Origin of the sequence: Peribacillus sp. YIM B13477, from assembly GCF_042787955.1 — a bacterium.
Classification (GTDB): domain Bacteria; phylum Bacillota; class Bacilli; order Bacillales; family DSM-1321; genus Peribacillus; species Peribacillus frigoritolerans.
The window spans coordinates 766,093-783,971 of the sequence record NZ_JBHZPD010000002.1 but is presented as its reverse complement, the minus strand read 5'-3'; the positions used below and the strand labels follow the sequence as shown (position 1 = coordinate 783,971).

General features: G+C 37.5%; 15 protein-coding genes and 1 pseudogene. 13 read left to right on the top strand and 3 right to left on the bottom strand.

The genetic code is table 11. The annotated features are described in order from the left end of the window. Positions 1-125: 125 nt before the first annotated feature. Together ACFX4H_RS10500 and ACFX4H_RS10495 are read right to left on the bottom strand one after the other, a co-directional pair. Positions 126-998: a DMT family transporter gene (locus tag ACFX4H_RS10500; protein ID WP_063591952.1), complete on the bottom strand. Its 873-nt coding sequence runs from the start codon at positions 996-998 to the stop codon at positions 126-128. 590 nt (positions 999-1,588) lie between these two features. Then, entirely contained in the window at positions 1,589-1,798 is a 210-nt protein-coding gene (locus tag ACFX4H_RS10495; RefSeq protein ID WP_377435129.1) for a hypothetical protein, read from the bottom strand. Between the two features lie 670 nt (positions 1,799-2,468). Between ACFX4H_RS10495 and ACFX4H_RS10490 the strand changes: the two genes are divergently transcribed. The 11 genes and pseudogenes from ACFX4H_RS10490 (at position 2,469) to ACFX4H_RS10440 (ending at position 12,446) form a co-directional block, all read left to right on the top strand. Then, positions 2,469-2,831: a group I truncated hemoglobin gene (locus ACFX4H_RS10490; RefSeq protein ID WP_034315009.1), complete on the top strand. Its 363-nt coding sequence runs from the start codon at positions 2,469-2,471 to the stop codon at positions 2,829-2,831. Positions 2,832-2,950: 119 nt separating this feature from the next. Next, the gene (locus tag ACFX4H_RS10485; RefSeq protein WP_034315008.1) at positions 2,951-3,211 is read left to right on the top strand and encodes a hypothetical protein; all 261 of its coding nucleotides are present in this window, start codon (positions 2,951-2,953) and stop codon (positions 3,209-3,211) included. A gap of 396 nt (positions 3,212-3,607) precedes the next feature. Continuing rightward, positions 3,608-3,811: an alpha/beta-type small acid-soluble spore protein gene (locus ACFX4H_RS10480; RefSeq protein ID WP_034315006.1), complete on the top strand. Its 204-nt coding sequence runs from the start codon at positions 3,608-3,610 to the stop codon at positions 3,809-3,811. Between the two features lie 233 nt (positions 3,812-4,044). Further along, positions 4,045-4,498: pseudogene (locus ACFX4H_RS10475) on the top strand (YoqH family protein). Positions 4,499-4,853: 355 nt separating this feature from the next. Next, on the top strand, positions 4,854-5,324 hold the full coding sequence (locus tag ACFX4H_RS10470; RefSeq protein ID WP_377435127.1) for a UPF0158 family protein: 471 nt from the start codon (positions 4,854-4,856) through the stop codon (positions 5,322-5,324). A 687-nt stretch (positions 5,325-6,011) separates the two neighbouring features. After that, positions 6,012-6,203 carry a hypothetical protein gene (locus ACFX4H_RS10465; RefSeq protein ID WP_034315000.1) on the top strand — a complete coding sequence of 64 codons (192 nt, stop codon included), beginning with the start codon at positions 6,012-6,014 and terminating at the stop codon, positions 6,201-6,203. Between the two features lie 355 nt (positions 6,204-6,558). Beyond that, positions 6,559-7,554: a LacI family DNA-binding transcriptional regulator gene (locus tag ACFX4H_RS10460; protein WP_237752163.1), complete on the top strand. Its 996-nt coding sequence runs from the start codon at positions 6,559-6,561 to the stop codon at positions 7,552-7,554. A 192-nt stretch (positions 7,555-7,746) separates the two neighbouring features. Next, entirely contained in the window at positions 7,747-9,195 is a 1,449-nt protein-coding gene (locus tag ACFX4H_RS10455) for a sucrose-specific PTS transporter subunit IIBC (protein WP_034314997.1), read from the top strand. A gap of 69 nt (positions 9,196-9,264) precedes the next feature. Next, complete coding sequence (locus ACFX4H_RS10450; protein ID WP_377435125.1) at positions 9,265-10,737, top strand: sucrose-6-phosphate hydrolase; 1,473 nt, start codon at positions 9,265-9,267, stop codon at positions 10,735-10,737. A 16-nt stretch (positions 10,738-10,753) separates the two neighbouring features. Then, the gene (locus ACFX4H_RS10445) at positions 10,754-11,728 is read left to right on the top strand and encodes a carbohydrate kinase family protein (protein ID WP_377435124.1); all 975 of its coding nucleotides are present in this window, start codon (positions 10,754-10,756) and stop codon (positions 11,726-11,728) included. A 220-nt stretch (positions 11,729-11,948) separates the two neighbouring features. Then, a complete protein-coding gene (locus ACFX4H_RS10440; protein ID WP_034314990.1) occupies positions 11,949-12,446 on the top strand; it encodes a PTS sugar transporter subunit IIA in 498 nt (165 codons plus the stop codon). A gap of 750 nt (positions 12,447-13,196) precedes the next feature. Here the strand turns inward: ACFX4H_RS10440 and ACFX4H_RS10435 are convergent. Continuing rightward, on the bottom strand, positions 13,197-13,985 hold the full coding sequence (locus ACFX4H_RS10435; protein WP_241636913.1) for a carbon-nitrogen family hydrolase: 789 nt from the start codon (positions 13,983-13,985) through the stop codon (positions 13,197-13,199). 866 nt (positions 13,986-14,851) lie between these two features. Here ACFX4H_RS10435 and ACFX4H_RS10430 point away from each other — a divergent pair. Continuing rightward, positions 14,852-16,207, top strand: a complete 1,356-nt coding sequence (locus tag ACFX4H_RS10430; RefSeq protein ID WP_377435123.1) for an APC family permease — start codon at positions 14,852-14,854, stop codon at positions 16,205-16,207. Positions 16,208-16,234: 27 nt separating this feature from the next. Then, a complete protein-coding gene (locus ACFX4H_RS10425) occupies positions 16,235-17,860 on the top strand; it encodes an amidohydrolase (protein WP_377435121.1) in 1,626 nt (541 codons plus the stop codon). The last annotated feature ends 19 nt before the right edge of the window (positions 17,861-17,879 follow it).

Here is a 17,879-nt window from a genome sequence, read left to right as displayed (position 1 = left end):
CTATAGTAGCACAACTTTTTCCAATCCGCTTTTTTATTACAAAAAGTACCCTATAGGCAGACTTTTTTAAAAGTCTCTATAGGGTACTTTTTAATATAAAACACCATTCAACGTTTTTATTACGGTCATTCTTCCCGAATGACTAATAGCACACCGATGAAAATTAAGATTGTACCGATCCAAAAGGACAAGCCGATTTGTTCACCTAGTATTAACCAACCTAAAAAAGTACCGACTATAGGCTGTAAAAAGAAAAATAGTCCGCCACTTGAAGCGGTAAGCATTTGCAGTCCGCGATTCCACAGTAAAAAGGCACATGCTGTTGAAATAACGCCCAAGTATAGAAGGCCGCCCCATATGGATGGATGCATGATGGCTTGAAAGTCAAGCTCATCCAATCGACTAATCGTAAAAGGGGTTAAAAGGACAATTGCCACAAGCACGGCATAGGTCGTTAAAACAATTTGTGAATATTGCCCAGGTACACGTTTGATTAGAACAGACATAAGGGCCCAAGTTAACGCAGCAATAAGCAGTGATACGCCCCCAAGTTGGTGAGATGAGCCAATATGGGCATTTCCGACAATGATACCGACACCGATTGTCGCTAAAATAACAGAAATTGATTTTTTAAAAGTGATCTTTTCTTTTAAAATGATCCGTGCAAATATCACCATGAACGCAGGTGTTGTTGAAGTAATGATGGCTCCCATTTGCGCAGAAGAAAGTAGCGTGCCAACTTCCTGGGTTACGATGGAAATGGTGTTTCCAACAAGTCCTATAATGAAAACCAAAAGCCAGTCCCGTTTGTCGATCCGCCAAGATTGTTTTGTTATAAAACCAATTGTCAGCAATGCTAAAATCGCAATTACATATCGTAAAAATACTAATTCAAGTGGCGGAACAACGTCTACCACAACTTTTACCACAACATACATCCCGCCCCAAATGCTGGCAGCGAGTGATAAATATAAAGAACCTAATATAGTGTTTTTCATTTTTGTACCCTCCGTTTTAACTAAACATTCCAGTCCCTAACGGAGATGCAAGTTTTCTGCCGTTAAGGAAGAATAACTGCAGGTACATCATTTTCGAATAGTGGTGACCACAACATCAGCTTTCAGCTCACTTTCAAAAAATATTTATTTTCAATGATTTTAGCTAATTAAAAAGCTATTCGGAGCTGCTACTGATCATTCGTTTCAAACTTCAGCAAGTTATAAAACATACTCATTTAAATATACAAGATTTTAGATTAATAAAACAACAAATTATAGTATTTAACCTAGCGTACCATTAAGATCATTCGCATTATACTAAAACTTAAAACACAGGAAAAACCCCAACCTTAAAAACTGGTCGGGTTTCTATTTGGTTCATGGATTCTAGTTGGAATAGAAAGAGGGATTTATAGGGAAGGGAAACAAATGGTACAGTAATAATGCTGGTCAAATTGCCGGCAGCGGTAATGATGTAAATAATAAAGCTGGAAAGAAAAAATGGATTAGGATTAATGGGCTCCCTTAAAGAGTATAATCCTAATCCACCGCTAAGGTGAATTTAGTGCATGTCCTTTCCGGAAGCACCACTATCCGTTATATTTTCTTTCGATTTTCCTGAACTCATCTGATAGTTCAAATAACGTGTGTAAGACGGCTGTTTGAATATATAGATTCATATAATTATCATTGCTTTTCTTTTGAAAAGATAAATCATGTTTTTCATTGATTTTCCGAGTTATACATTCATTAATTTCGCTCCACATATCTTTCGTTCCTTCTTTAAGTTTAGTCTCCATAATCTCCCACTCCTTTTTTATTAGTTTATCCAATCTATTACATTCTTATACTTATTTTTTGGCCAAGCTGGTAAATTTTTTATCTTAAAATTAATGTATTCAGTTTTTTTGGGTATCCTTCTGTTTGAGTGCAAACCCGAAAAATAGGAGAGGTCATCACCCAAAAGGAACGCTTCGCTCAGTTTTTAGACAAAAGGGCTCTATCTAAAAGTAAAAAAGTTGCTTGGAACGGATGGTGGACCGCCCGCGGAAAGCGAGTGCCTGGATTCAACGTTCAAATTGTACATTCCCTAAAAGGGGGGCAGGGTGTCACTATCGCATTCCTTCTCTATAGTTACTTTAATTGAGCCATATTCTTGAGTGATGTATTGTACAAATGACAGGAGTTTGGAATAATTAGCATAATGATATTAAAGAACATGTAAACCTTTATCGATTCATGAGCAGATTTTCAACGAAAACCATTCGAGTAATCTGGCTTTCTTTCATACCTAGCAGCAAGCAGAGTCCAAATTCGATCTTCTAATCCAATTCCAGTAATTACACGCCTTAAGGGGACAGGTTAGTTGCAAGGGTACTAGAGCAGAAGGAGATATTATTGAAAGATAAGGAATAAAATCAAATTTTCTACAAAGAATACTTCTATTAATTACAAATTAGGAGTGTGGATATGGAACAAACACTTTATGAAAAAGTCGGCGGAGAAGAAGCGATAGCAAAAGTTGTGGACTATTTTTACTCCGAATTGGTCCTTAAAGATGAGACAGTTAATCATTTTTTTGAAAAAACGGATATGGAAAAGCAACGAAGTCATCAGACAAAATTTATTAGTTTTGCATTAGGCGGCCCAAAACAATATTCTGGACAATCCATGGCAAAGGCGCACCAAGGATTGAATCTACAACCTGCCCATTTTAATGCCATTGTAAAGCATCTTAACGATGCACTTGCTCACTTTGGAGTGAATGAAGCTGACATAGATACAGCTTTAACTAAAGTTGCTTCACTAAAAGATGATATATTGTATAAATAAATAGTGAGTTAACAGATGCTTTACCAGGAGTTGCTTTGGCAACTCCTTTTCTTATTGTATGTATAGGGAGTTCAACAAGGATTTCGTTTTTACGTTAACGGTTTTAGGAGGTGAAAAAGATGAAACGTGCGATAGGAATATTTCTTACCCTTTCATCTTTACTAACATTCTTAATTGTGGACATGCTTTATGATCCTGTTAAGAATAAAATAACAACAACAGATATGAATTCAGTAGTTACAACAACAACAGTACTATATCAATATCCTTTGATGTATTGGGAAATTTGTGTCATTTTAATAATTACTTTTATTCTTGGGGTTTACTTTATCATAGCAAAGGAAAAGAAATATCAAGAAGATCACCCCAGAAAATACTAGAAATAAATGAATCGAACTAATGGGTGCTTTACTAAGGAAGGTTGCTGAGGCAGCCTTTTTCTTATGGCACTTTCGGGGCAGGATAGGGAAGGAAACAATTAGCTTTAGGGAGAATAATATTTTTGAGGTGACTTTAGATTGAAAAAATATGGTGTAGCAATTCTTTATCTATAAGGAGGAGAAAGTCTCTCCCTCAGATTATTTGCCTTTCTTTCTGAAACCCTTCCTTGCGAACCGGTGGCTTCAATGTTTTCCTATGCTCTCCCTTCTAGGGCCACGATGAGTTTTAATTTCACTTAATCATTGCCTTAATTTATTTTGGAATCTATGTATATAACTCTTAACAATATCAAAACCTATGACTAGCAACACATTACATTCATAGGAGCTGACAACATGGCTAGAAATAACAACAATAATCAATTAGTAGTTAATGGTGCAGAGCAAGCTCTAGAACAAATGAAATACGAAATCGCTAGTGAATTCGGTGTTACACTTGGCGCTGATACAACATCTCGTGCAAACGGATCTGTTGGTGGAGAAATTACAAAACGTTTAGTGCAAATGGCTGAACAACAATTAGGCGGAAGAACTCGTTAATCGAAATCATATGTATTGTTAGGGATAGTGATTGTACTATCCCTATTTATAATTCTCCAAATCAAAAAAGAAACAGAAACATCAGTTGCTGTTATTTTGCTATGTCGCAGTACGAATAAACTACATGGAAACAAAAGCTTAATCATTTTCATTAGCTTGTAGAACTAAAGGGGCAGTTGGTTGTAAAAGGACTATCTATATTTAGAACATAATGAGGGTAAAAGAGGTGTTATATGAAACGATTTGTTTTGGGTATATTTATTATCTCAACTTTTGTTATTTCTCCTTTACAAACAAGTGCAACAACTATGCCTTGTAGTATGGTATTGGAACCAATTGATAAAAAGCTTACAAATGCAAAGGGAACAGCATTGGTTTATAAAGTGCAGTTACGCCCGCAAAGTTTTGTACGAACTAATGTAAGTATTCTGGGGGTACACCTGCCAGAACCATCTTCTTATGGGAATTATGATAGCTATGAAGGTTTTGCTTTTATACCAGACGAAATTAGTTGGCGTTTCAGGCTTTATCCTTCTCCAGAAAAAGATAGTTCCAACTTGGGCTGGGAAATTTGATGAAATTACAGCAAAAATGGAAAATGTAGAAGTGCAGGTGCGTCTTTCTAATTCAAAGACTGAAAAATTGGGACCCAGTATATTAAGAAGCAATATCAAATACTGTAAGTAGCTATAGAACTAACGGGTGCGTTAGCTGAAGATCGGAGCTGTCTTTAAGGCAGCTTTTTCTTTATGGAACTAAAGGGGCAGGTTAGTTCAATAATTCATTTGATTTTTTGGTAATATCTATAAAGGGATGGCGAGTATTATGATATAAATACTGTTTCATTGTTATGCTTATCTACTGCTTCTATTGCAGCCGGTATGGCACTAAGATATTTTTGATTATTATATGATTATTGGAGTTGGTTTAGATGGTTTCCTTATTAGCTACTAGGTTTTCGCTTGGGAAAAATAATTCAGATAATTAAATCGTTTGTTAAGCTAACGGATGCATTAATAAAAAATTGAAGGGTGATCAATAATTGAGAAATCCAGTAAAGATTCAGGCCATTATTGAAGAATTGGAAATGCAGTTTGATGAGTCTCGGACATTTTTAAATGTAAAAACTGGTGAAATCATTTCAGTAACTTTGGATGACTTGAGAGCAGTTGAAGATGAAGAAGAATTTGGGCATTTACCTGAGTGGGAACAAGAAGATAGAAAAGTTGCTCGTGATGTATTTGAAAACTTTGAGAATTACAAGGAACTCCCAACAAAATATGAAGTAAATGAATATGAGATTATAGAAGACTTTTGCTTTACTGTTAGTGATGAAAGAAAGCAAGATAAATTATTAAGTTCAATTAAGGGGAAGGGTGCCTTTATAAGGTTTAAGGACAAAATTATTGACTTTGAAATGGAGGACCAATGGTATTCTTATCGTGACGAACGATATAAACAAATTGCGATCAAATGGTGTCTAGACAATAACCTAAACTTTATTGATAATTAGCATTTAAAAATGTATGGCACGAGACATATGGCTGAACAAAGAGCTGTCTTTAAGGCAGCTTTTTCGTGCGCCCGGCATGGGTGCAATCTATAGGGTGAAAGTCGAACCATGAAGGCAGTAGTAGTGGTTAGCTTAATGCAAGGGTGTCCTCGGTGACGTGGAATCTGAAGGAAGCAAGCGGCAAACCTCCGGTCTGAGGAACACGAACTTCATATAAGGCTAGGTATCATTGGAAGAGTTTGCGAAACAAAACAAAGTCCTTACTGCCGAAGGTTGTACAGAGTAAATGAAGCAGATAGATGGAGGGAAAGATTCCTCTCTTACCCGGGGAGGTCTGATGACAGCCAAGTACACTTGGTAACCTGTCCAGTGATGGACAGCTGAATCATCAGAAGTCAGCAGAGGTCATAGGACTTGTCTACTCGAGAAGATAAGGAAGGACCGAACAGATTAAAGAGGATGAATACTAGGCGTTCGTTATCTGCGAAGAAGCAAACAATTCCTAACGGAACTTATTTGAAGGAAGAAGTGGTGAATACACGGGGAACTTCAAAAGGGCGGAGCAGATAAAGGCACAAATAGCTAGGCTCCTCCTCCTACTCGATTTTATTAAAACTATCGGAGCAAATTAGAACAATAAGTCCTATGGTATAATTCTGCTAATAGTGAGTTTTCGGGGGTAAGTCAATGAATAATCATGATTATTTTAATGATGAAAACTATACTGGTAATCACCTTCATGTAGATAAATGGAAATATGAGTTCACTCCATATATAGAAGCAATTGCTTGGGTAAGAAAAGACAGTTCAATGGACTTGTTTTTTTATGATTTCGCAGATGATAATGAGTTTCAAGCGTTATTTAGTGATAAAGAATAATATTATAATGAACTTATGGGTGTATTTCTTGGTAATGTTAAAACGAATCAGGAAGTATACGAAATGATTCAATTGGGTTGATGGAGTGCTATACCCATTTAGGAAGAGAGCTAAATAGAAAAGAAAGGTTTTTTTCTCTCTTAATGGTTAGTTCTATTTATCATTGTATAAATGTAACCTCTTTACTAATTTCCATATTTTACACCTCCTGCTTGGGGGTGAATGCGTTTACATTTAAATTTGCAATGATAAGGTTGTAAAATTTCCTGTTTAAATTCAACTATATTCACCTCTTAATTTACTAAACATATTGGTGTATAATAAATAAATCCATATAAAGACGGAGATGAATGCTTTGGTTACAATTACTGATATCGCGAAGCTTGCCGGAGTTGCTAAGAGTACAGTTTCACGTTATCTAAATAATGGTTCTGTTAGTGAGGCAACGAAAAATAAAATCGAACGTGTGATAAATGAAACCAGCTATGCTCCTAATGCCTTCGCTCAAAGTTTAAAAGCAAAGAAAACTAATATAATCGGTACCATCGTACCGAGACTTGATTCGTATGCTTCTTCTCATACGTTAATTGGTATTGATGAACAATTAAGAGAACTAAATTATCAAATGCTGATCTCAAATACCGGTCAGGATTTAGATCGGGAAATTGAAAATATTTACACACTGGCTAAGCAAAAGGTTGCGGGAATGATTTTGCTTCCATCCCAAGTTACAGACGCCCATTTAGAGGCCTTCAAAGAGCTGCACTTGCCCGTTTTACTGGTTGGTCAGCAGCATGAAACTATTCACAGCATCATACACAATGATTATGAAGCAGCATATGATCTCGGAAAACATGTGCTGGAAAAAGGTCACCGTAAGATTGCTTATTTGGGCGTAACAGGAAAAGATATTGCTGTAGGAGTCATGCGAAAAAAAGGATTTCAGCGGGCGATAGATGAAAAATCAGACTGTGAAGTAAGGTATTATGAAACAAGCTTCAGCATAACAGATGCATTAATCAATGTCCCCTCTATTATTGAGGAATTCACTCCCTCTATTATCGTATGTGCAACTGATAATATAGCGATTGGTGCTTTGAAAGCAGCTTATTTAAGAGGTTTAAAAGTTCCAGAAGACTTGTCAATCACTGGATTTGGAGGTTATGAAGTAACAGAGATGATACACCCAGGCATAACTACAGCGAAATTTTATTACAAAGAAGCAGGACAAATGGCAGCTAAAAGTATCGTAAAGCTTGTTAACGGGGAAGAATTACCAAAATTATCTCTATCAAAATATAAAATTATTGAAAGAGAAAGCGTTGACAATCGTTTACTACACCGATTATAATCAAAATGAAATCGGTTACCAAATATTTCTCTCTAAAATGTAACCGGTTTCTGTAAATCAACTTGTTGATATTATATTTTTTTGGTTTACGCTGGAACCGGTTCCGTCGCTTGATATATTCATATATTTTTTTGGATTCAAACGGAACCGGTTCCAATCCAGCGCTTATAAACGTTTAAAAGGAGGATCATTATGAATTATAAAGAAGTATCCCAGGAAATATTGGAGGCAATCGGCGGGAAAGAAAATGTGGCAGCTGCAGCACACTGTGCGACTCGGCTCCGCTTAGCTTTACATGATGAAGATAAAGTCGATCAAGCAAAACTAGATGAGATGGATGCAGTAAAGGGAACATATTCAACTGGAGGACAATACCAGATTATTATCGGTGCGGGAACTGTTAATGAAGTATACAAAGAGTTTTCAAAGCTAACTGGACTTACTGAAATGTCGACGAAAGATGTAAAAGATGCTGGTTCGAAGAAAATGAATCCGCTTCAGCGCTTTGTAAAAATGCTTTCTGATATTTTTGTTCCTATTATTCCTGCAATTGTTGCCGGCGGTCTATTGATGGGGATTAACAACTTGCTCACAGCACCTGACTTATTTATCGCAGGGCAATCCATTGTCGAAGCTAACCCGGGATTCGCAGATTTAGCAGCTCTAATTAATACATTTGCCAACGCAGCATTCGTATTCCTTCCAATCTTAATCGGTTTCTCTGCCACACAGCGGTTTGGCGGAAATCCTTATCTGGGTGCTACACTTGGAATGCTAATGGTTCACCCTGACTTATTGAATGGTTGGGGATACGGAGGAGCCTTAGTAAGCGGTGAAATTCAGGTCTGGAATATTCTCGGATTTGAAATTGAAAAAATCGGATATCAAGGCACTGTGTTGCCGGTACTTGTTGCTTCCTTTATTTTAGCAAAAATAGAAACGTATTTGCGAAAAGTCATTCCTTCCACACTAGACAATATTCTAACACCATTATTGACAATTTTTATTACTGGTATCTTAACGTTCACAGTAGTAGGACCGATTACTCGTGCTACAGGGAACTTATTAACAGACGGTCTCATTTTCTTATATGATGGAACTGGTTTTATCGGAGGAGCTATATTTGGACTTTTTTACGCACCAATCGTTATCACAGGTATGCATCATAGCTTTATTGCTGTAGAAACACAATTACTTTCTGATATTTCAAAAACTGGGGGCTCTTTTATTTTCGCAATTGCAGCAATGTCCAATATTGCTCAAGGTGCAGCAACCCTTGCAGTTACTTTCATTACGAAAGATAAAAAAACAAAAGGTACGGCATCTGCAGCGGGTATTTCGGCTCTTTTAGGGATTTCAGAACCTGCAATGTTCGGTGTTAACTTAAAACTGAAGTATCCATTTATTGGAGCAATTATAGGTTCAGGAGTGGCTTCTGCTTTCGTCACCTTCTTCAAAGTAAAGGCGATTGCACTTGGCGCTGCAGGTTTACCAGGGATTATTTCCATCAAAACAGATACAATTATCTTTTATATAATTGGTATGGCCATTTCATTTGCTGTTGCCTTTATCGCAACATTCAGTTTAGCAAAACGGACAGATAAAAAAGTTGCTGCCCTTTCTCGAAAAGAAGCAGCCTAATTTATTAATATGAAAAGGGCTGTTCGAAACAAGGAACAGCCCTCTGATTTTTTAAAGGAGTCTGATCACATGGGATGGACAAAAGAACAGCGTTATCGCCGCGTTGAAGATGTTAATCAGGTAGAGCTACAAAATTTGCAAACAAGAGTAAATGAATGCACATGGCGACAAACCTTTCATATACAGCCTTTATCCGGCCTACTTAATGACCCTAATGGCTTCTCTTTTTATCATGGCGAGTACCATTTATTCTACCAATGGTTTCCACTTGGTCCTGTACATGGGTTGAAGTATTGGTATCATACGAAATCAAAAGATCTCGTTTCTTGGGAAAATGCCGGCATCGGGATCGCACCGGATGATTATTATGACAGCCATGGAGCCTATTCCGGAAGTGCTATTGAATATGAAGGAAAACTATATTTATTTTATACCGGCAACACCCGTAATGAGAATTGGCAAAGACATCCCTATCAATGTATCGCCATCATGGAGAAAACGGGACAAATTGAAAAATTGACCCATCCATTCATTCGGGACGTACCAGAAGGATATACTAATCATTTCCGCGACCCGAAAGTTTGGAGAGAAAATGATACCTTTTATGCAGTAATCGGTGCACAGCGGAAAGACAAAACAGGATGTGTCGTCCTTTATCGTTCCTCCAATCTAGTAAACTGGACCTTTGAAGGAGAGTTACAAACTGACCTTGGAACCTTTGGATATATGTGGGAATGTCCGGATTATTTTGAACTGCAAAACTATGGTGTACTGATGTTTTCTCCACAAGGTTTGGAGCCCAAGGGAGACCTTTACCACAATATTTATCAATCCGGTTATGTTATTGGCAGCAAGCTAGATACAATAACCCACTCACTATCACATGGCTCTTTTCAGGAGCTTGACAGAGGCTTTGATTTTTATGCGCCGCAAACAATGGTTAATCCTGACGGAAGGCGTATCCTTGTCGGATGGATGGGCTTGCCTGAAATCGACCTACCCACAGACAAAAATGGCTGGGCGCATTGTTTAACACTGCCAAGAGAATTATCTGTTCGAAACGGCAAACTGATTCAGCGGCCAGTGCAGGAACTTCAAGCGCTACGCAGGCAGGAAACTGAAGTAAAAGGTGTTTTGAAGAACACCAAGAACATGTATGAAGAATTCAAAGGAGTATCCTATGAAATGGTATGTGAATTTGAAAACAACGATGCCGTTGAATTTGGTATTGAATTCAGGGCCGGTGATGATGAAAAAACGGTCATTAAATATGATACTGTAGAGAAAAAAGTCATTCTTGACCGTTCTTCTTCAGGTGAGACCGTTGGAGAAGCTTATGGAACAATCCGAAAATGCTTTGTGAATACCAAAAAAATTAAGTTTCATTTATTTGTAGATACCTCTTCTGTTGAGATTTTCATCAATGACGGTGAAGAAGTATTCACGAGCCGGATCTTTCCTCGTGAAAACAGAAATGAAATTCGTTTCTTTGCATTATCTGGAAGCACCACTTTTCAAGCAAAAAAATGGAGTTATGTATGAAAGCGAGAGGTAAGGTATGAGAAATTTATATGCAATCGGTGAAGTATTAATTGATTTTATCCCCCTTCAAAAAGGAATCGCACTAAAAGATGTAATGGAATTCGAGCGTGCTCCAGGAGGCGCTCCAGCGAATGTTGCTGTATCAGTTGCCAGAAATGGCGGCAATGCATCGATAATTACTAAACTCGGAATGGATTCATTTGGGGACTTTCTTTTAGAACAATTGCAGCAAGCCGGCGTGAAAATAGATAAAATTACGAGAACGAATGAAGCCAACACAGGCCTTGCTTTTGTATCTTTACTTGAAGATGGTGAACGTGATTTCTCTTTCTACCGCAATCCTTCTGCAGATTTGCTGCTTCATGAGACTGAAATTAACGATAGCTGGTTTGCAAACGGCGACCTCCTCCACTTCTGTTCAGTCGATTTAGTGGAAAGTCCTATGAAGCATGCACATGTGAAAGCCATTACTTCCGTAAAAGCAAAAGGCGGAATCATCAGCTTTGACCCAAATGTCCGCCTTCCGCTTTGGACTGATCCTGAAGAATGCCGAAAAACGATTTTAGAGTTTGTTCCAATGGTTCATATTGTGAAAATTTCTGATGAAGAGCTTGAGTTTATTACCGGGATTACTGACAAAGAAAAAGCAGTTTCTTCGTTATTTACTGGTGCTGTTAAAGCAGTAATTTATACAAAAGGAGCTCAAGGTGCCGAATTATATGTAAGAGGTAAAAAATACGAATCAACCGGGTATCGCGTAGGCGTACAGGATACAACAGGGGCTGGGGATGCATTTATCGGAGGCTTGCTGTATCAGTTGTTAGAAAAAGACGTTCGGCAAGGAAATCTGGAAGAAGTTCTTGAACTTCATCACCAAGAAATCCTAAGCTTTGCAAACGCTAGTGGCGCTCTTACTACGACTGGAAAAGGAGCAATCTCTTCCATTCCGGCCAAAGAAGCGATTTATCAACTGCAGCAAATCGATCAATAATGGCGCCTGCCCTAAACGGAAAAGTACCGACCGATTGGCTTGCTAAGTTGATAAGGACCTATTAAAAGGCCTTGGAGCTGCAGGCGTTTTGGAGGTAGGAAATAACATCTAGGCAATTTTTGGACCGAAATCAGACTAGCTAAAAGAATAAATCAAAAAAGTGGTTGCTTAAGAAATTTGCTGTTCAGCCAGAATATTAAAAATAATTGGAGGTATTACCTTGTTAAAAAACTTATTTGGAAAAAAAACAAAAATTTCAGAAATAAAATTAGTATCGCCAATTGAAGGAGAAATTTTAAAGCTTGAAGATGTACCGGATCCAGTTTTTTCACAGAAAATGATGGGAGATGGTATTGCTTTCTTTCCTATCGAAGGGAAGGTAGTGGCGCCGGCTGATGCAAAAGTCATCAATGTCTTCCCGACGAAGCATGCCATTGCATTGGAAACGGCAGAAGGGCTGGAAATATTGATTCATATTGGATTGGACACGGTTAATATGAAAGGAGAAGGGTTTTCCGTTTGTGTGGCAGAAGGTGACCAGGTTACAGCAGGAGACATATTGGTCACCTACAGCCTTGAACTAGTAAAGGAAAAAGCATCAAGTACTATTACACCGATGATCATTACCAATGGAGACATTGTGACACATTTAGAGTACCACTATAGTGGACAATCTGTAGCCGGTAAAACGACCGTTCTGGTAGTTACCTTAAAATAGGAGAATGAGTAAAATAGAAGAAACTCGTTAAAGAACTAAAGAACATATGACCAAGAGATGTCCACCCCAGAAATGGGGTGTTTTTATTTTAACTAAAGTTGATATCATAACTAAACGGAATTGTGTTACTTTAGGGTGATAATTTGCACTTATTTTAAGTGCTATTTTGCACGTATATTATTACTGCAGTTTTCCGGGGCTGCCATTTGGTGACCTTTTTGCTTAATGAACTCCCATGAAAATTAAAAAAGCTCAAAATCCGGAAAAAACCACAACAAAATAGACTCAGTAAAAGCGCTTTTAAAAAAAGGCTGAGCCTTATGAGTGATCTGATTGAGTTTGATAAATCGTTATACAAAAACCTCCAATTATAGCAAGTTAAGTAGAGGCTAGCGCGACGACCAAAAAAGGATTAATCTCCCATGAGTGCTACCCATAAAAGGCGCGACAGTCGGTGGTACACCGTGGGCGTCGGAGTCAGACTAACGGATGGGCTCAAAGGCACCATAGTTCAACGACCTTCTTCGCCAGCCATTAAAACATTATCGACATAGAGGCTGATTTTCATTCTCTGTGGTGAAGCGCTGATTTTTGCGCTTCATGAATGGCTAACGGGGCAGTATAGTTGTATAAGAAATTATCTAATTATATCCTTATATGAATTTTCCATGTTAAACTTATGCTTTGTTATACTAAAAGAATTAAACCTAAAAAGCTACTCCAGATTGTATCTCTGGAGTAGCTTCTACTTTATAACTTTCTATACTTTTCTGGTACTCTGGAATCGAATATGGGAACATCTTTTCTTATTTGAGGTACTTTTTCTAATTCTAAAGTTGCCTTTAATTCACCAACTTCTTGATCTAATTTTTGAACAATATCTCCCCATGGATCTACAATTTGTGAGCAGCCTGCGAATTCCACTCCTAACTTTGTTCCCGTTACATTTGATGCAACAACATACATTTGGTTCTCAATTGCGCGCGCACGAAGTAACGTATTCCAATGTTTCTCCCTTGCGAGTGGCCATTCTGCTACGATATGTAACACTTGAATACCTTGTAATGCTAAGTCACGAATAATTTCAGGGAATCGTAAATCGTAACAAATAATAATCCCCATTTTCACACCTTCAAGTTCAAATACTTCCACTTGATTATGACCGCCTGTTAAAAACTTGGGTTCATCTAACATCGGAACAAGGTGCATCTTGTCATATGTATGAACAATCTCACCCATTCGATTTACAATAACTGCACGATTAAAGATATCTTGACCTTCTAGTACGGCAATTGAGCCACCCACCAAGTTTACAGTAAACTTCTTAGCTAGTGATTGTAAAAATTCAATTGATTGATTACCATCCACTTTGCAGATTTCTTTCAATTCTTCTAACGCATAACCCGTAGACCACATTTCAGGAAATACTACAACGTCCAAATCATCACTGTAGTTAGCTTCTAACCAGCGTTCAATGATTTTCCTATTCTCTTCTGGATTTCCAACTTCTAAATCCATTTGAAATACCAAATAATTCACAATATCACTCCTTAATATTATTTAGTAATGAAGTATCCGTTTTACAAACAACCATAATATAGCTGCAATAAACACAGGGATTATATGAGTATTGATAACTAAGGTAGGAATGGAGAAAATCCCGTTTTACTTAATGAAAATCCTCTATCTCGAGTAGATAGGTAGGTAACCAAACTAAAAAGAAAGTAATATGAAACAACAAAATATTGCAATCCTAACGCCCAAAATCTATAGCTTTTCAGAAATGTATTTCAAGGTGCTCTAACTTTGGCAGTATCAACAATATCTCTGTCTTCAAGTATATTCTTTTTCTCGTTTATTCACTAATTTGTGAATTTCAGGATAGTCTCGGGCTAAAACGAACCATATTTCCGCAATGATTATTCCTATTATTAAGGATTGAGGATATTACCCACTAAAAAAGGGTGTAAAAAATATGAAAAGATTATGTTTCATTGTTATGCACATCTACTGCATCTATTGCAGGCGGTATGGCACTTAAAGATATATTTGATTATTGGATTTGTTTTAGCGATGGTATCTTTATTAGCAGCTGGGTTTTCGACGGCCCTGCTATCTAATTTCCCCTTAATATATGACTTAATGAATAGTTATTTCTTACATATCCGAATAATGAGCGCCGAGGACGGCTAGCTGAAGAAGAAAAGTATTGAATAAATGGGTTGCCATATCCCGTCACTGGACGACTGATTATGCAATATTAAATAATTGATGTAGAATTGCATAAACCTTTTAATTAACTGAATGATCTGCATATTGAAAATGTTGGAAAAATACCATTAATCCCCACTTGGTATGGTATTTGCATATAAATTAATTAATCACGAATAAGGGTGGAGTGATACATGGAGAATGCAAAATTAAGACGTTCGTTAACAGTATTTCCCTTAGTGCTATTTGGATTGGCTTATATGGCACCTACAACAGTTTTTTCAACTTATGGGGTTGTTGCGGAAATAACGAAAGGGATGGTGCCGGCTGCTTATATCATAGCTTTGGTAGGTATGTTGTTTACAGCCTATAGTTATGGTCAAATGGTCAAAGCCTACCCTGTTGCCGGTTCTGCTTATACATTTACTCAAAAGGCCCTTAATCCTCACCTTGGATTCTTAGTGGGATGGGTCATCCTATTGGACTATTTATTTTTGCCAATGATCAATGGATTATTGATCGCCATTTACTTAAACGCTTATTTTCCATCCGTCCCATTTTCCGTCTGGTTAATTGCCTTTGTCATTTTAATCACCATTGTAAATATAATTGGAGTGAAAATAGCAACAAAAATAAATCTATTATTAGTTGCCTTTCAATTCTTAATAATCGTTATATTTACATTCCTCTCGATTAAAGGGTTACTGAACGGAATGGGTTCAGGAACATTATTCATGGGTTCTCCATTCGTGAATGGCGATATACCGCTATCTTTAGTATTGGCAGGATCCTCCATTTTATGTTTATCTTTTTTAGGATTTGACGCTGTAACCACATTTTCGGAGGAGACCATTAATCCGAAAAAAATGATACCAAAGGCCATTTTCCTCGTCGCATTAATAGGAGGAGGTCTGTTTGTCGCCATCTCATACATCAGTCACCTTGTTTACCCGAATTTCCAAGCCTTTAAAGATCCAGATTCCGCTTCCTTGGAAATTGCCATGTACATTGGGGGTCATTTATTTCAATCTATTTTTCTAGCAGGATACATTACCGGGGGGCTGGCTTCCGGTTTATCAGCTCATGCAAGTGTTTCGCGGCTTTTGTATGCGATGGGAAGAGATGGAGTTCTTCCAAAGAAAATATTTGGTCATATTCATCCGAAATTTCAAACTCCAACACACAACATCATCTTAGTGGGTATTTTTGCTTTATCTGCATTATTTGTTGATTTAGTGACAGCCTCATCCTTTATTAACTTTGGGGCGCTTGTTGCATTTACTTTTGTCAATCTTTCGGTTATCTCCCATTATTTTATTAGAGAAAAACAGCGAAAAGGAATTAATGCACTTAAATATTTAATACTTCCAATGATTGGTACGAGTTTCACAATTTGGTTATGGACCAGTCTTGATTCAAAGGCACTTTTACTCGGACTAGGATGGTTCGGAATTGGTGTCATCATGCTGCTTTCAAATACGAAAATGTTTAGTAAGCGGCCGCCAGAGCTTTCTATTGATAGTGCGATTGAAAAAGAAATTCAAGCATAAAAGCTTTATGCATCAAGGAGGATAATAATGGTAAATGCAGATATCATTCTTTCTGGTCAACATGTTTTTACTGGATTACAAGATGAGCCTATACAGGCAGCTATCGCTATTAAAGATAATAAAATGATTAAAATCGGTTCTAAAGAAGATATAATGTCATTCCTTGGAGATCAAACAAAGGTGTATGACTTCGAAGAAGGGCTGATCATTCCGGGATTTCATGATTTTCATATGCACATTATGATGGGAAGCATTTTACAGAAGGATAGTGCCAAATTATTTGATGCAGCTTCAGAAGAAGATGCAGCCAAAATAGTAGCCGAATTTGCAGAAACGAGACCAAATGATGAGTGGATATTCGGTGTTGGCTGGGATCATACCAATTGGAAGAATAAAGTGCTGCCGCATAGAACGACACTGGATAAATATATTTGTGATCGTCCCGTTTTATTATTCAATGCGGAAGTGCATTACGCATGGATCAATAGTAAAGCGATGGAAATGATCCAAATAACGAAGGATACCCCAAATCCGGAATATGGGGAAATTGGAAAAGATGAAAATGGGGAACTGACAGGCCTTCTATTTGAACAGGCAATTGGGTATGCATCAGAACATGCATACAAATTACCGAAAGAAAAACGTGTAAGCCTATTCCAAGATTTTCTTAATGAAACAAAAAGGTTGGGAATCACATCCGTAAATGATTTATACGGAGCTAAAATTGCTCCGAATCCATTAGACGACCTTGAAATTTTTAAGGAATTTGAGAGAGAAGGGTTACTAACAACCAGAATTCACTTTTCGCCGGAGTTAAAAATGGATGTAGCTGCCGCCAAGGAATTACAAAAAAATTATCAGTCAGACAAGCTTACCTTTTCTGGATTAAAACAATTTATAGATGGTGTCGTGACTAGTCATACTGCTTTTTTATTGGATCATTACAAAGACCGTCCTGAAACAAAAGGCGGGACCACTTTTCCAGCTGAAACAATTAAACAATTAGTAAAAAAGGCAGATAAGGAAAAATTTCAAATTCGTTTCCATGCTATTGGCAACGGTGCTGTCCGCTTAGCATTGGATGCATTTGAAGAAGCGAGAAACGTAAATGGGGAAAGAGATGCCAGACATGTCATTGAACATGTGGAGGTATTGCATCCAGACGATGTTCATCGCTTTAAGGAATTAAATGTAATCGCCTCATTTCAACCTAAACATATTGAATTAATGGAAAGTGAGGCATATACGGCCAGAATCAGTGAAAAACAACAACCACTCTATTATCCTATCAAAACACTCATGGATACTGGTGCAAAAATTGCCTTTGGTACAGATTTTCCTGTAGTGCCCTTAAATCCCATGATGGGCATTTATCAGGCAATCACGAGAAAAGATTTAACCGGGAAGGCGTGGCAAGAGTCGGAAGGAGTAACATTAGCAGAAGCGTTAAAGTATTACACGGCTACACCGGCATTCGGGTCTTTCAGAGAAAAGGAATTAGGCACATTGGAAGCAGGGAAGATAGCGGATATCGCAGTATTAAATAAAAATTTATTTAGCATATCAACAGAGGAAATTCTTGAAACAGAAGTAAAGATGACGATCATGGATGGAAAGATCGTATATGAAAACCAGGTCGTCACAACCGTATAAGATAAAAAATGATAAAAGG

Bases quoted from the DNA above. Each gene is read 5' to 3' on its own strand.
- ACFX4H_RS10500 (WP_063591952.1), bottom strand. From the start codon at position 998: ATGAAAAACACTATATTAGGTTCTTTATATTTATCACTCGCTGCCAGC.
- ACFX4H_RS10495 (WP_377435129.1), bottom strand. From the start codon at position 1,798: ATGGAGACTAAACTTAAAGAAGGAACGAAAGATATGTGGAGCGAAATT.
- ACFX4H_RS10490 (WP_034315009.1), top strand. From the start codon at position 2,469: ATGGAACAAACACTTTATGAAAAAGTCGGCGGAGAAGAAGCGATAGCA.
- ACFX4H_RS10485 (WP_034315008.1), top strand. From the start codon at position 2,951: ATGAAACGTGCGATAGGAATATTTCTTACCCTTTCATCTTTACTAACA.
- ACFX4H_RS10480 (WP_034315006.1), top strand. From the start codon at position 3,608: ATGGCTAGAAATAACAACAATAATCAATTAGTAGTTAATGGTGCAGAG.
- ACFX4H_RS10465 (WP_034315000.1), top strand. From the start codon at position 6,012: ATGAATAATCATGATTATTTTAATGATGAAAACTATACTGGTAATCAC.
- ACFX4H_RS10455 (WP_034314997.1), top strand. From the start codon at position 7,747: ATGAATTATAAAGAAGTATCCCAGGAAATATTGGAGGCAATCGGCGGG.
- ACFX4H_RS10450 (WP_377435125.1), top strand. From the start codon at position 9,265: ATGGGATGGACAAAAGAACAGCGTTATCGCCGCGTTGAAGATGTTAAT.
- ACFX4H_RS10445 (WP_377435124.1), top strand. From the start codon at position 10,754: ATGAGAAATTTATATGCAATCGGTGAAGTATTAATTGATTTTATCCCC.
- ACFX4H_RS10430 (WP_377435123.1), top strand. From the start codon at position 14,852: ATGGAGAATGCAAAATTAAGACGTTCGTTAACAGTATTTCCCTTAGTG.
- ACFX4H_RS10425 (WP_377435121.1), top strand. From the start codon at position 16,235: ATGGTAAATGCAGATATCATTCTTTCTGGTCAACATGTTTTTACTGGA.